Below are 13,345 nucleotides of genomic sequence, written 5' to 3' on the forward strand. Positions count from 1 at the left end.
CCTTTGACCATGCCGAGTGACGTGGACCACAGGATAGCGTCTCGCTGGACATCATGTCCAGTGAATGGGCGGATCGTCTAAGCTGACCCGATGACGACCGAACCCGCCCGTCGTGGATCGTTACGCGAGGAACAGAAGCGCCTGACGAAGGCGAGGATCGTCAAGACCGCGCGCACCCTGTTCGAGACGCAGGGCTACTCCGATGTCCGTGTCGACGACATCGTCGCCGCCGTCGGCTGTAGCCGGGCGACCTTCTACCTGCATTTCACGAGCAAGGGCGAGGTGCTGCGCGCCATCGCCCAGGAAGGCACGCTGACCAGCGTTCGGGAGTTCTACGCCGACCTGGACCGGGTGCTCACCGACGGCTCCCGTGCCGCGTTGCGGGAGTGGATGACCCGCGCGATCTACTGGTTCCTCACCAACAGGGACATGCTCCCGGCCTGGGACGAGGCCACCGCGCTCGAGCCGGAGTTCCGCGCGTTGGCGCGCGAGGGGATCATGACGCTGGCCGACAGCATGCCCGCCTACCTCTCGCGCTGGCCCGAACATCGCCGCGACGAGGCCAGGCTGCGGATCGAACTGTTGGTCGCCCAGCTCGAACGGTTCTTCACCCGATGGGCCATGCAGGGCACCATCGAGGTCACTGCCGAGAAGGCCGCCACCGTCCTCACCGATGTCTGGTTCCCCGCATTGCAGGCGCCGGACTGAGCTCAGAGCAGGCCGAGCACGCGCGCCTGGGCGATCGCCTCGGCGCGGGCGTTGACGGCGAGTTTTTGGTAGATGCCGCGCAGGTGCGTCTTGACCGTGTTCACCGAGACGCCCAGGTCGGCGGCGATATTGGCGGCCGTCATGCCGGAGGGAAGTTGGCGAAGCACAACCAGTTCGGTGTGGGTGAGTTGCGGGGCGCCCGCGGTGGCGCCTCGGTCGGCGCGGATACGGTCGACGAGAGCCGCGTACTGGCCGAAGCGCGCGCCGATCCGGGCGAGCAGATCGGCAGCCGCCGGCACGTCGAGAAACGGGCGCGTCAGCTGTTCGGTGGCCGCGTGCGCGAGGGCCTGTTCACCGGCGTCGTCGACCTTGCGGGGGCGTTCGAGGCGGTCGGCGGCGACCGCGACCAGCAGCCACGCCGCGACCACCGATCGCGGCGACAGCCGCCCGGTCGCGAGCAGCGGTTCCAGCAATGTCAGCACGACGGCGGGGCGATGGGCATAGAGAGCCAGTCCCGCTTCGGCGACAGCCAGGTCCGGAGTCTCGCCGAGCACCCGCGCCGCGTGGTCGATCAACTGCCGCGCGTCCGCCCTGGCCTGGACGCGCAGCAGTAGCCACAGCACATCGGTGACCAGTTCGCCGGTGCCGTGCAGCGTCGGCGATTCGTCGAGCAGGCGGTGGAGTTGCTTGCTCAGCGCGACCGCGGCGGCCGAGCGATCAGCGGCGTCGTCGAACAGCAGCACGCCGGTCATGATCGCCGCCTGGCGCACCGGTGCGGGCACCACGGTCTCGTCGGCCGCGGCCGAGAGCAAGCTCGGCAACGGCCGCTCGAAATCCACACCCTGCTGGTAGGCGCCGTAGGCCGCGAGCACCCTGGCCGCAGCGGCATCGGGGAAACCGGCCAGTTCATAGCGTTCGGCGCAGTCGATCGCCTGGGCCGCCAGCGCTCGTAGCTCGCCGACCCGGCCCGCCATCCCGGCCGCCACGGCCGTCGCGGTTCTGGCGCGCACTGCGACGCGACCGAGACCGGTTTGCTCGGAGTGCACGATCGCGTGGCGCACAGACGCCGCGCCACTGTCGATTTCGCCGCCGTAGATCTCGGCGATTCCGCAGTGCAGCGCGGCGTAGCAGTCGAGGTCGGACTGCCCGGTCACCGGCGGCAGCGGCCAGCGCATCGAAGACGAATCACCCACCAGCACAGCGACTCCCGCGCTCACGGCATGATCGAGGGCGGCCACCCACTCGGCGGGCACCATCGGCGCCGCCGATTCCGGGCCGACGTGGGCGGCCTCGAGATAGACCTCGGCGGCGGCGATATCGCCCGACTCCACCGCGACGGCCGCGCGCAGCAGGCGGACGAAAGTATCGTGCTGGGCGAAGTTTTCGACGGCGGCGAGCAGAGTATGGCCCGTTCCTTCCAGAACCATGCGCAGTCCCCAGTCGCGCAGGAAGGCCACCAGGCCGGGCGCGCCGGGCTCGGCCACGACGTGCTCGAGTGCGGGCTCCAGCATCGCGGCCGCGGTGAACCAAGCCGCCACCCGGCGATGACAGTCGGGCAGGCGATCGGGCCTGGTATAGGCGGCCTCGGCGAGCAGGTAGGCCCGCAGGAGCGGATGGTAGGTGTACCAGAGTTCGCCCGCCTGGGCGACGGTGTGCAAGGGGAAGTTGGCGCGCAGCAGTTCGTCGAGGATGCGGGCAGCGTCGTCACCGACCAGATCTTCGGCCATCGGCAGGCAGAATCGCGTGGGAACCGCTGTGGCGACCAAGAATTCGAGGGTGGGGGCCGGTAGCGAGGCGAGCAGTTCGGCGACCAGGAAGTCGGCGACCGCGTGCGAGGGACGGGCCAGTGCGGCGAGGGCGGTGTCGCGGTCGGTCCCGGTGGCCGACAGACAGATCGCGGCGATGCGGACCAGTGCGGCCCAGCCACAGGTCAGGTTCTGGACCACGGCGAGCTCGTCGTCGTCGAGTCGGCAACCGTGCTGGGCGAGCAGTTGGGCGGCCCGGTCCGGGGAGAGGGCGAGTTCGGGCGCGCCGATCCGGGTGAGCCTGCCCGCCAGATCGAGGGTGTGCCAGCGTAGCGGCGGGTCGAAGCGGCTCGCGATCAACGCGGTGACCTGGGCGGGCAGGTGTGTGAGCAGGTATTCGAGGCCGGCGAGCTGCAATGGGTCGGTGAGCAGGTGGGCGTTGTCGATCACCAGCACTGTCGGCTCGACATCGGCCAGGGCGGCGACGAGGTCCGCGGCGCGGTCCATCGGCGTGTGCAGCCCGCCGGCCGGAACGAAATCCGGTGTGGGATCGAGGGTTCGGGCGATCTCGGCCAGCAGGTCGGTACCGTGCTGTTCGGCGACGGTCAACCACGCGACGCGCGCCGGGCACCGGCGGCGCACCCAGTCGACCAGCACGACGGTCTTTCCGCTGCCCGCCGGTCCGCACAGCAGCACCGTGTGCCCGGCGCCGGCCTGCGCCCGATCCAGGCGGGCGAACGCCTCGTTGCAGCGAACCGGCGCGAAGGACAGCTCGGGCAGGCCGGCGTACGGACCGACCACAGCTATCACCGAGCCGCCACTGTGAAAGTCCAGAAAACCCGACGACGAAGCCATCTTCACCCTCCTGAACACGCCATTCACCGCGCGGCGGCCGACCTCCGCCGAGATCGACGGTAGGCGAAACGGCGGCTGTTCGGTTGCTGGCCAGGTGAAGTAGGGGCGCTCGTTATCAGATCGAGTTCGACTCGTCGGTGAACGCTCAGTCGGGTAACTGGGACATGCTCAGCAGCGTGAGGCCGAGGGTGTCGATGCGGGCCATCACCCCGCGCATGGCCGTGCTGTCGGCGACGAGGCCGTAGAGGGTGGTCGTCCCGGTGGGCGAATGCGAACTGGGGCGCAGCTCGGGAAAAGCCGCGAGGACACGCTCGGACAGCTCGCCCTCGATGACGAACTGATAGCGCAGCGGACCCGACGTCGACATGGTTCCAGTGTCGCGGCCGGTCGCCGCGGCTGCCTCATCCGCTCCGGGTGAATTCGGTCGCCACCTGCGACGCAACCAGCCTCCACACTTTTAAACATCGTTATTTCAGTTTTCGGGACACGGGCCGGATCCGCTGGCTAATGTCGCGCTCATCATCAGCGCGAACAGGAGAACATCATGAAGATCTACCAGGCGCGGCGTGCCGGTTTCGGACTGACGGCCTTCACCGCGGTGGCCGCGGCCGCCGTACTGGCAGCACCGCAGGCATCCGCGCTCGTGCAGGGGATCGCGGTGAGCGGTAGCACCCACTATGTGGATACCGCCTACACCGTCACCGCCGATGTCACGGCCACTTCCTTCCTGTTCAAGGTGACCTTCACCGACAACGGCACCCAGATCGGTGAGCCGGTCTCGGTGTCGGACGGCAAGGCCACCATCACCTGGACGCCGAAGACCACCGGCGCGCACGAGATCAAGGCGGTGCAGGAGCTCATCAGCTCCAAGACCGTCACCATCACCGTCGCCCCGAAGCCGACCACGCCCGGCGGTGGGACGAGTACCGGTTCCGGCCTGGGTGGGCTGCTGTCGGGCTCGGCCGACTAGCCCGCCCGCACGCAACGGCCGCCGCGAACCTCTCCCCGCGGCGGCCGTTCGCGCGTTCAGGCCTGGTCGTAGGCCTGTTGCAGGGCGGCGATGTCGAGCTTGGACATCGAGCGCAGCGCCGTGCCGACGGCGATGACGCGCTCGGCCTCACCACCCATGAGCTTGGGCAGCACGGCCGGGACGACCTGCCAGGACACACCGAACGGGTCGGTGAGCCAGCCGCACGGGCCGGGGGTTCCGCCGCCCTGTGACAGTGCCGCCCAGAGGCTGTCGATCTCCTCCTGGGTATCCACGACCACCTGCAAAGACGCGGCATCGCTGTGCGGGTGGCCGGGGCCGCCGTTCATCAAGGTGACGGCCTGACCGTCGAGGTCGAGGGTGATGATGAAGGCCGAGCCGTCACCCTGGCGGGTGATCTCGACGATGCGCGAGTTCGGCACGGTCGCGGCATACAGTTCGGCCGCTGCTTCGGCGTCGGCATCGAACCAGAGGAAAGTGTTGACAGACATGATGTGCTCCTTCAGGTGAGTGGCTTGCTTCACCCACTGGTCGGAGCCGAACACCACGCTTCGACACATCCACCGAACTTATTTTCGCGGCAAGGTCTCGGCGAACCGCACTCCACGTTCGACCCATTCCCGCAGTGCCGTGTCGTCGTCGACCGTTGCGGGCGCCACTCGCAGCCAGCCGTGTAGTTCGCGCCCGCCCATCACCATCGGCGTGATCGCCGATCCATCGAGCAGGCCATCGCCGTCGGCCGGAGCGACCCGCACCAGCAGCCCGCCCTTGCCGCTGGCGGCCACGGCCATATTGCCGCCGATCAGAAAGGCCAGACCGCCGAACATCTTCTGCTCGGCGAGGTCGGGCCGCGGGTAGACGATCTCCCGGATCCGCTCGGCGAGTTCCTCGTCGTATGCCATCGGCTCAGTGTGCGCCGAGGCACCGACAAGAAGCGCAGATTCGAGGGCGGCGAATATCGGTACAGCCTCGGCCGCAGCTACCCCGCGTCGGGGATGGTTACCCGTGCGGCCGCGTCGGCGGTGACCACCTCGGCGAGCACCTCGTCCAGCGTCGACGCGGTGCGGCCGAAGGTGGAACGTATCGCCGAATCGTCGACGATGAACTCGCGATGGGACATGTGTCTCGTCTCGAACAGCTCAGCCCAGAACGGATCCTCCTCGGCGAGTTCGGTGATCTCCGCGTCGGTGAGCACTGCCAGTTCGGGTGTCGCGGCATCGGCCAGCGCGGCGAGCCGGTTCGCGGCCTCGCGCACGGTCGTGGTGATCACCGGGGCGTGCCAGGCCCTCCCCCACGACCGGTCGTCTCGCGCGAGGGTGACCAGTGCGGCCGCGGCATCACCGATCGCGGTGAACGAGTGCGCCAGGTCGAGTTCCTGCGGCACCCGGGCTGGGGTATTCGCCAGGACGGCGGACTGAACGAGCAGGGAGAAGATCGAGATCGCGCCCGCGCCGAGGAATTGACCCGCGCGCAGTTCGGTGACGCGCAACCGGCCCGCCTCGTGCGCGGCGAGCGCATCGGCCCACATTCTGGCTCTGACCGCCCCTTTACTACCCGTCGCGGCGAGCGGGGTGCGTTCGCTGACGACACCGTCGACCGGGCCGTAGCCGTACAGATTTCCCAGCATGACCAGGTCGGCGCCAACGGTTTCCGTCGCCGACAGAATCGAGCCGAACAAGGGCGGAACCGTGTGCGGCCAGGTGTGATACGCCGGCATCGCCAGGTTGAACACGGTGCCCGCACCGGTCGCGATCTCGGTCAGGGCGGTGGTGTCGAGTGCGTCGAGCGCGATCAGTTCCACGTCGGGATGGGTGGGGCCGAGCCCGCTCCGGCTCACCATCCGGACGCGATCCCCGGCTTCGGCTAGCGACAACGCGGTAGCGGTGGCGGTACCACCTCGGCCGATCACTACATGAGTGGACATGTGAATTCCCTTTCACAACAACATCTTTCGATGGGGCGATGGGGTTACGCCCGCACATTCAACGATGCCGTTCGCGGGACGACTAGACTAGTGGCCACAATGCCAGCTATCCCAAGGATCGGGCCATGAAGACCATTGCTGTGGTGGCCGTCCCGCCGGTGAAGTCCTTCGACCTGTCGATGCCGGAAACCCTGATGGGCTCGGTCATGATCGACGGCGAGCCCGGCTATCGGGTGGTGGTCTGCACGGCCGAGCCAGGAGTATTGCCATCGACGCCAGGCGGATTCGATGTCGTGATCCGGCACGGGCTCGACGTCCTCGACTCCGCCGACGCGGTGGTCGTGCCCAGTACGGGCAGCCGCACAGACGCGGATCCGGTGACGCTGAAGGCACTGCGCGCGGCCGTCGACCGCGGCGTCCTGGTCACCTCGATCTGCAGCGGCGCGTTCGTGCTCGCCCAGGCCGGACTGCTCGACGGCCGCACCGCGACCACGCACTGGGGCCTGGCCGAGGAACTGGCCCGCGACCATCCGCTCGTCCAGGTGCGCACCGACGCGCTGTTCATCGAGGACGGGCCGGTGACCACCGCGGCTGGCGCGGCGGCCGGAATCGACCTGTGCCTGCACCTGATTCGAGCCGACTACGGCGCCACCGTGGCCAACGCCGCCGCGCGCGCCGCGGTGGTGACACCCGTGCGGCCCGGCGGCCAAGCCCAGTTCGTCGACACCCCACTGCCCGCCGACGACGACCTCTCGCTCTCGGCCACCCGAGCCTGGGCACTGGAGCGCCTCGACACTCCCCTGTCGCTGCGTGAATTGGCCGAGCACGCCCGAACCAGCGTGCGCACCCTGACCCGCCGATTCCACGAGGAAACCGGACTCAGCCCGCAGAAATGGTTACTGGGTCAGCGCCTGCACCGAGCCCGAGAGCTGCTGGAATCGACATCGCTGCCGGTCGAACAGGTTGCGCGGCACAGCGGCATCGGGTCGGCGGAGTCGTTGCGCCAGCACATGGTTCGCCAGCTCGGCGTTTCCCCGAGCGTCTACCGGGCAAACTTCAACTACGGCGCGATAGGCGGATAGCCGGGGTAGGCCGGATAGCCCGGTGGCGTCCGCGGTGCGAAGTAGGGACCGGACATGCCGTTCCACAACAGGATCACCGCGGCCAGTCCGATAGCCAACGTGACCGTGCTGAACACCAGCGCGATACCGGCCGTCGAGGTGGCGATCGCCATCACCGTGCCGAAGACATAGAACAGCGCGTTGAGCCCGAAGAACACCGTCCCCGTGATCCGCCCCCAGTTCTTCCCCGCCCGGCAGACGAAGGCCATCCACACCCACAACCCCGCCGTCACCAGCGAACTCGCGAGGGCCCCACCGACGCTCGCGTACACGAGAAGATCCAGGTCGTCCCCCCGCAACACCCCACCCGACGCGTCGAGCGCATCGCTACGAGCCTCGTCGAGCATGGTGAGCGAGTAAGCCATCCCGAGCAGCGTGACCACGGCCCCGGCCAGCATCACGTAGAACGCGATCTGCACACTCTGCGGAACAATCCGCGGCCCGGCATCCACCGGCGGATACGCACCACCCGGCACAGGATAGGGAGCGCCCGGCCAATACGGCGACTGCGGAACAGGCGGCTGCGGAACAGGCGCGTAGCCCGAAGGATTCACCGGATACGCAGTCACCCCATCATCCTGCGATGAATACCCCTGACCTGCCGACGAATCAGACACCGAACTCCCCTTCAATCAGTACACACCACCCTATCCCCCCACCGCGAACAACGAGCGTCCCGCCCAACCGCCCAACCGCCCAAACCAACCACACCGTGCACCCCAAGCCCGCCATGACCGCCCAAACCAACCACACCGTGCACCCCAAGCCCGCCATGACCGCACCACCAACCACACCGTGCACCCCAAATCCGCCATGACCGCACTACCAGCCCCGCACTCCCGACCCCTGGGGAGGGACGGCCACGAAGTGGCCGGTCCGCGGCCGGGTCGCCGGTTAGCGCTCGAAAGCGCTGAGCCGAAGGCTCTAGTCTCGAGCGCTAACCGGCGGCCCCTTGGGGCCGCGGACACGCGCGCGCCAGCGCGCCAACAAACACAGCCCAAACCTGCCTGGGACTACCAATCCCCGGACATCAGCGCGCCCCGACCAGCTCCCGAGCCGCACTCCGATACCGATCAACAATCAACCGAACAACCCCAGGATGCACACCGATCGGCTCAGCCACCCCATCAGCCCCCGCATCATGCAACCGCTGATGAAAAAGACCGTGCGCCAACAGATAAGACGCGATGAACACCCGCGCCCCCGACTCACGAAGCGAGGCAACAACTTCAGGCACCCGAGGCGTCCCGGTCGCCACATACGCAATCTTCACCGGCGCACCGAGCTGCTCGGCAAGCATCCCCGCAGCCCGCCGAACATCCTGTCGCGCACGCGAATCCGAAGACCCGGCCGCCGCAAAAACCACCGCGTCACCCGGCTTCCACCCGACAGCCCGCAACCGCACCGCCATGATCGCGGTCAACGCCGGATCCGGCCCCATCGCCGCCGTCACCGCGACCGCGGAATGCCCACTCTCGGCGACCTCACGCGGAACGTCTTGATACACGTGATAACCCGAAGCGAGAAACGCCGGAACCACCACGGCGGGCCCGTCGAGATCGCGAAGAACCTCCGACGGTGAAGGTCCGAGCACGTCGACAAAAGCGGTCCGCAGCGCGGTATTCGGCGCCGAGGACACCGCGACGCCGAGTTCGGCGGCCACCGCATCGGCGAGCGCGGCGATCATTTCCACCCCGCGCGCACTGCGAGTCCCGTGCGCGACCAGCACCAGAGCCGGATCACCCGGCTGCGCGGCGCTCACCACGCCCCGATCGCTTGCGTGGGCCGGGGCGAGCGAGCGGGCGTCCCGATCCCCGCGGCGTGTGGTGACTGGACAGCCGCCCGCACGGGCGGAGTGTCGGAGCAGTCGGCCGCGTCCAACGCCAGCCGGTACCCACGCTTCACGACGGTCTGAATCGCCTTGGGAGTCCCGAGACCAGCCCGCAGGCGCGCGATCGCGGTCTCCACCGCATGGGTGTCGTCGCCGCCACCCGGCAGCGCGGCCAGCAGGTCTTCACGCGAGACAACCCGACCGGGCTGACGAGCCAGCGACCGCATCAACGCCATCGGAGCGGGCGCGAGCTGACGCACCTCACCGTCGACGACGACACAGCCACCACGCACGCTGATCAGATGACCGGCCGCGTAGATCCGGCTGGCGCGGCGCGGAAGTTCTTCTGCCACATGGCGAGCCAGCGCACCCAACCGGGCCCGGCCCGGCATCGTCGTCGGCACGCCGAGTTCTTCCAGCGGAGCCGCGGTGATCGGCCCGACACAGGCGGCGAGCACCCGGCCACGGAACGCGTGCAGCACCGATTCCAAGAGCCCGGTTTCCTTGGCGCGCATCAACAGCGACGCCACCGCGGGCGCGCTGGTGAAGGTGACACAGTCCAGGCTGCCGGAGATGATCGAATCGATCATCGAGTCCATCGGCCCACGATCGGCCGGCGGTTCCCACCGGTACACCGGCACCGGAACCACGTCGGCGCCCGCGCAGCGCAGCACCTCGCAGAAGTCGGGAACCGGCTCCCATTCGGTGGTCGCGCCGTGCAGCTGCACCGCGATGCGAACGCCTTCGACGCCCTCGGCGAGCAGATGATCGAGCACCTCGGCCGAGGACTCCGAGGCGGGCGACCATTCCTCACGCAGTTCGGCCGCGCGGATCGCGCCCTTGGCCTTGGGGCCGCGGGCCAGCATCCGGGTCGAGGCGAGGGTGTCGCGCAGGACCTCGGCCAGACCCCAGCCTTCGGCCGCTTCCATCCAGCCGCGGAAACCGATGCCGGTGGTGGCGACGGTGATCTGCGGCGGATCGGCGATCAGCAGCTCGGTGACACGTTCGAGCTCGGTGTCATCGGCCAGCGGGATGATGCGGATAGCAGGGGCGGACGTGACGGTCGCGCCCTTGCGGGTGAGCAGGGTGCTGAATTCCTCGGCGCGCCGCGCCGCGGTGACGCCGATGGTGAAGCCGGCAAGGCAGGGGCCAGTGTCGGTGGGTGAGGTCATGTGGTCTGCACCGGCTCGTTCGAGACCGCGACGACGCCGCCGTCGAGCTGGACGGCGTACACCGGCAGGGACTGGGACTCGTCGTCGAGACAGCGGCCGTCGATCAACGAGAAAGCCTGCTTGAGCAGCGGCGACGCGACGACGGGAACACCGCCACGGTCACCGATGATGCCGCGCGACATCACCGCGGCCCGGCCGAACGGATCAATATTGCCCACGGCGGCGAGCGTGCCGTCTGTGAGTAGGAACAGAGCCGCCTGACGGCCGCCCTTCAGCAGGACAGCAACGCCGCGCCCCGGGATCAGGAAATCGAGCCGGCAAGCCTGGGTCCAGGTCGCGGTCTCAGTGGTGATGGTGGGTGTGTCGATCACGGTCATCGGTTCCTCCTCCGAACGCCTTACCTATTGGTACAGGCGCCCTGTTTCCGCAGCGTTAAGTACTTATTTCCCGGCCGGTGCTGTGTCCGAACCAACACCGACGGGCATGCCGGGAAGACCGAGGAGCACGGGGACCTTGCGTTCTCCGCTGTCGTCGAACGAAATCGTCGCGTCGGCTTCGTCAGGGGCGTTGACGAAGGAGACGAAGCGCGAGAGCTTGTTCTCGTCCTCGAGCACGGCCGCCCACTCGTCCTTGTAGCCCTCGACGTGCTTGGCCATGGCGGCCTCGAGGTCACCGGCGATGCCGAGGCTGTCGTCGCAGACGACGGCCTTGAGGTAGTCGAAGCCACCCTCGAGGGCCTCCTGCCACGGCGCGGTGCGCTGCAGGCGGTCGGCGGTGCGGATGTAGAACATCAGGTAGCGGTCGATGTAGCTGATCAGGGTCTCGTCGTCGAGCTCACCGGCCAGCAGCACCGCGTGCTTGGGGGTCAGGCCGCCGTTGCCGCCGACGTAGAGGTTCCAGCCGTTCTCGGTGGCGATCACGCCGACGTCCTTGCCGCGGGCCTCGGCGCACTCACGCGCGCAGCCCGAGACGGCCAGCTTGATCTTGTGCGGCGAACGAAGACCGCGGTAGCGCTTCTCCAGCAGCACGGCCATGCCGACCGAGTCCTGCTGGCCGTAGCGGCACCAGGTGGAACCGACGCAGCTCTTCACCGTGCGCAGCGACTTGCCGTAGGCGTGGCCGGACTCCATGCCGACGTCGACCAGGCGCTTCCAGATCAGCGGCAGCTGATCCACGGTGGCGCCGAACAGGTCGATGCGCTGTCCACCGGTGACCTTGACGTAGAGGTCGAACTCCTTGGCGACCTCGCCGATCACGATCAGCTGGTCGGCGGTCACTTCACCACCGGGCATCCGCGGGACGACCGAGTAGGTGCCGTTCTTCTGCAGGTTGGCCAGGAAGTGGTCGTTGGTGTCCTGCAGCGCCGCCATCTCGCCGTCGAGGATGTGCTCGCTCGAGGTCGAGGCGAGGATCGAGGCGACGGTCGGCTTGCAGATATCGCAGCCCGCGCCCTTGCCGTGCTTGGCGATCAGCTCGGAGAAGGTGCGGATGCCGGTGACGGCGACCACGTCGTACAGCTCGGCGCGCGACTGCGAGAAGTGCTCACACAGCGACTTCGACACCGCGACGCCGGACTGTTCCAGGAGCTTCTTGATCATCGGCACACAGCCACCACAGGAGGTACCCGCGTTGGTGCAGCTCTTGACGGCCGGGATATCGCAGGCGCCCTCGGCGATCGCGCCGCAGATGGCGCCCTTGCTGACGTTGTTGCACGAGCAGATCTGGGCGTCGTCGGGCAGCGCGTCGGCACCGAGTTCGGCGCCGGCCGGGGAGATCAGCGCGGCGGCGTCGGCGGGCAGCGGGCGGCCGACCAGGGGGCGCAGCGCCGCGTACTGGCTGGCGTCGCCGACCAGGATGCCGCCGAGCAGGGTCTGGGCGTCGTCGGAGACGACCAGCTTGGCGTAGGTGCCCTTGGCCGCGTCGTGCAGCACGACCTCCAGGGCGCCTTCGGTGGTGCCGTGCGCGTCACCGAAGGACGCCACGTCGACGCCCATCAGCTTCAGCTTGGTGGACATATCGGCACCGGGGAACTCGCCCGCGCCGCCGAGCAGGCGGTCGGCGACGATCTCGGCGGTGGTGTAACCGGGGGCCACCAGGCCGTAGCAAACACCCTCGATCGCGGCGCATTCACCGATCGCGTAGACGCTCGGGTCGGAGGTCTGCAGGGTGAGGTCGGTCTGGATGCCACCGCGGGCGCCGATCTCGAGGCCCGAGGCCTTGGCGAGGGCATCCTGCGGACGGACACCGGCGGAGAACACCACCAGCGACGCCTTGATCTCGGCGTCGTCGGACAGGTGCACGGTGACGTTGTCGGCGCCTTCCTCCTCGATCGAGACGATCTTGGCGGTGCCGACTCCGGTGTGCACATTGAGGCCGATATCGGAGACGAGCTTCTCCAGGATCGCGCCACCGCCGGCGTCGACCTGGGCGGGCATCAGGCGGCCGTTGTACTCGATGACGTGCGGGGTCATCCCGAGCAGACGCAGCGCGTTGGCCGCTTCCAGACCGAGCAGACCGCCGCCGACGACCACACCGTGCGCGCCGGGACCGGCCGCTTCGGCGGCGGCGCGGATGCCGTCGAGGTCGTCGATGGTGCGGTAGACGAAGCACTCGGGCAGATCGTGGCCGGGGACCGGCGGCACGAACGGGTAGGAGCCGGTCGCCATGACCAGGGCGTCGTAGGCGATGACGTCGCCGCTGGTGCTGGTGACGGTCTTGGCCTCGAGGTCGATGGACTCGCCGCGCTGGCCGAGTCGCAGGTCGACCAGTGCGTCGCCGTTGTACATGTTGCCGGGCAGGGCCAGGTCATCGGCGTTCCAGTTGCCGACGTAGTAGGACAGGCCGACGCGGTCGTAGGCGGGCAGGCTCTCCTCCGACAGGATGATGACCTGCCACTGGCCTGCCTCGTCGCGCGAGCGAAGGGCTTCGACGAAGCGGTGTCCGACCATGCCGTGGCCGACCACGACCACTGTTTTGCGAGTGCTGTTCATGAGAGTGACCT

Annotated in this window: 13 protein-coding genes; 3 read left to right on the forward strand and 10 right to left on the reverse strand. The window is 68.4% G+C overall.

Features of this window, described 5'->3' with window-relative positions:
• The first annotated feature begins 90 nt into the window (after positions 1 to 90).
• The gene (locus ACFWO8_RS00240) at positions 91 to 708 is read left to right on the forward strand and encodes a TetR/AcrR family transcriptional regulator (protein ID WP_378940254.1); all 618 of its coding nucleotides are present in this window, start codon (positions 91 to 93) and stop codon (positions 706 to 708) included.
• 2 nt (positions 709 to 710) lie between these two features.
• On the opposite strand, the gene ACFWO8_RS00245 is transcribed toward ACFWO8_RS00240, so the two are convergent.
• Together ACFWO8_RS00245 and ACFWO8_RS00250 are read right to left on the reverse strand one after the other, a co-directional pair.
• Positions 711 to 3,308, reverse strand: a complete 2,598-nt coding sequence (locus ACFWO8_RS00245) for a LuxR C-terminal-related transcriptional regulator (RefSeq protein ID WP_378940256.1) — start codon at positions 3,306 to 3,308, stop codon at positions 711 to 713.
• Positions 3,309 to 3,453: 145 nt separating this feature from the next.
• Positions 3,454 to 3,675: a hypothetical protein gene (locus tag ACFWO8_RS00250; RefSeq protein WP_378940258.1), complete on the reverse strand. Its 222-nt coding sequence runs from the start codon at positions 3,673 to 3,675 to the stop codon at positions 3,454 to 3,456.
• A 177-nt stretch (positions 3,676 to 3,852) separates the two neighbouring features.
• On the opposite strand from ACFWO8_RS00250, the gene ACFWO8_RS00255 reads away from it, so the two are divergent.
• Positions 3,853 to 4,278, forward strand: a complete 426-nt coding sequence (locus tag ACFWO8_RS00255) for an Ig-like domain-containing protein (protein WP_378940260.1) — start codon at positions 3,853 to 3,855, stop codon at positions 4,276 to 4,278.
• Between the two features lie 56 nt (positions 4,279 to 4,334).
• On the opposite strand, the gene ACFWO8_RS00260 is transcribed toward ACFWO8_RS00255, so the two are convergent.
• The 3 genes from ACFWO8_RS00260 to ACFWO8_RS00270 all read right to left on the reverse strand — a co-directional run bounded on the left by ACFWO8_RS00260 (position 4,335) and on the right by ACFWO8_RS00270 (position 6,220).
• Positions 4,335 to 4,787, reverse strand: coding sequence for a VOC family protein (locus tag ACFWO8_RS00260; RefSeq protein WP_378940262.1), 453 nt, complete (start codon positions 4,785 to 4,787; stop codon positions 4,335 to 4,337).
• A 78-nt stretch (positions 4,788 to 4,865) separates the two neighbouring features.
• Positions 4,866 to 5,198, reverse strand: a complete 333-nt coding sequence (locus ACFWO8_RS00265) for a TfoX/Sxy family protein (protein WP_378940264.1) — start codon at positions 5,196 to 5,198, stop codon at positions 4,866 to 4,868.
• A 77-nt stretch (positions 5,199 to 5,275) separates the two neighbouring features.
• Positions 5,276 to 6,220 carry an NAD-dependent epimerase gene (locus ACFWO8_RS00270; protein WP_378940266.1) on the reverse strand — a complete coding sequence of 315 codons (945 nt, stop codon included), beginning with the start codon at positions 6,218 to 6,220 and terminating at the stop codon, positions 5,276 to 5,278.
• 125 nt (positions 6,221 to 6,345) lie between these two features.
• On the opposite strand from ACFWO8_RS00270, the gene ACFWO8_RS00275 reads away from it, so the two are divergent.
• Entirely contained in the window at positions 6,346 to 7,302 is a 957-nt protein-coding gene (locus tag ACFWO8_RS00275) for a GlxA family transcriptional regulator (protein ID WP_378940268.1), read from the forward strand.
• Here the strand turns inward: ACFWO8_RS00275 and ACFWO8_RS00280 are convergent.
• The 5 genes from ACFWO8_RS00280 to nirB form a co-directional block, all read right to left on the reverse strand.
• Entirely contained in the window at positions 7,281 to 7,910 is a 630-nt protein-coding gene (locus ACFWO8_RS00280) for a hypothetical protein (protein WP_378940270.1), read from the reverse strand. The two genes, ACFWO8_RS00275 and ACFWO8_RS00280, sit on opposite strands and share 22 nt — an antisense overlap.
• 461 nt (positions 7,911 to 8,371) lie before the next feature.
• A complete protein-coding gene (locus tag ACFWO8_RS00285) occupies positions 8,372 to 9,106 on the reverse strand; it encodes a sirohydrochlorin chelatase (protein ID WP_378940272.1) in 735 nt (244 codons plus the stop codon).
• On the reverse strand, positions 9,100 to 10,344 hold the full coding sequence (locus ACFWO8_RS00290; protein WP_378940274.1) for a uroporphyrinogen-III synthase: 1,245 nt from the start codon (positions 10,342 to 10,344) through the stop codon (positions 9,100 to 9,102). Before ACFWO8_RS00290 ends, ACFWO8_RS00285 begins: the two co-directional genes overlap by 7 nt.
• Complete coding sequence (nirD, locus tag ACFWO8_RS00295; protein WP_378940276.1) at positions 10,341 to 10,721, reverse strand: nitrite reductase small subunit NirD; 381 nt, start codon at positions 10,719 to 10,721, stop codon at positions 10,341 to 10,343. The genes ACFWO8_RS00290 and nirD overlap by 4 nt, the downstream gene beginning before the upstream one ends.
• A 63-nt stretch (positions 10,722 to 10,784) precedes the next feature.
• Positions 10,785 to 13,334 (reverse strand): nitrite reductase large subunit NirB, encoded by a 2,550-nt coding sequence (gene nirB, locus ACFWO8_RS00300; RefSeq protein WP_378940278.1) that lies wholly within the window; start codon positions 13,332 to 13,334, stop codon positions 10,785 to 10,787.
• Between the last annotated feature and the right edge of the window lie 11 nt (positions 13,335 to 13,345).

This window comes from Nocardia sp. NPDC058480 (genome assembly GCF_042720495.1).
Lineage (GTDB): Bacteria > Actinomycetota > Actinomycetes > Mycobacteriales > Mycobacteriaceae > Nocardia.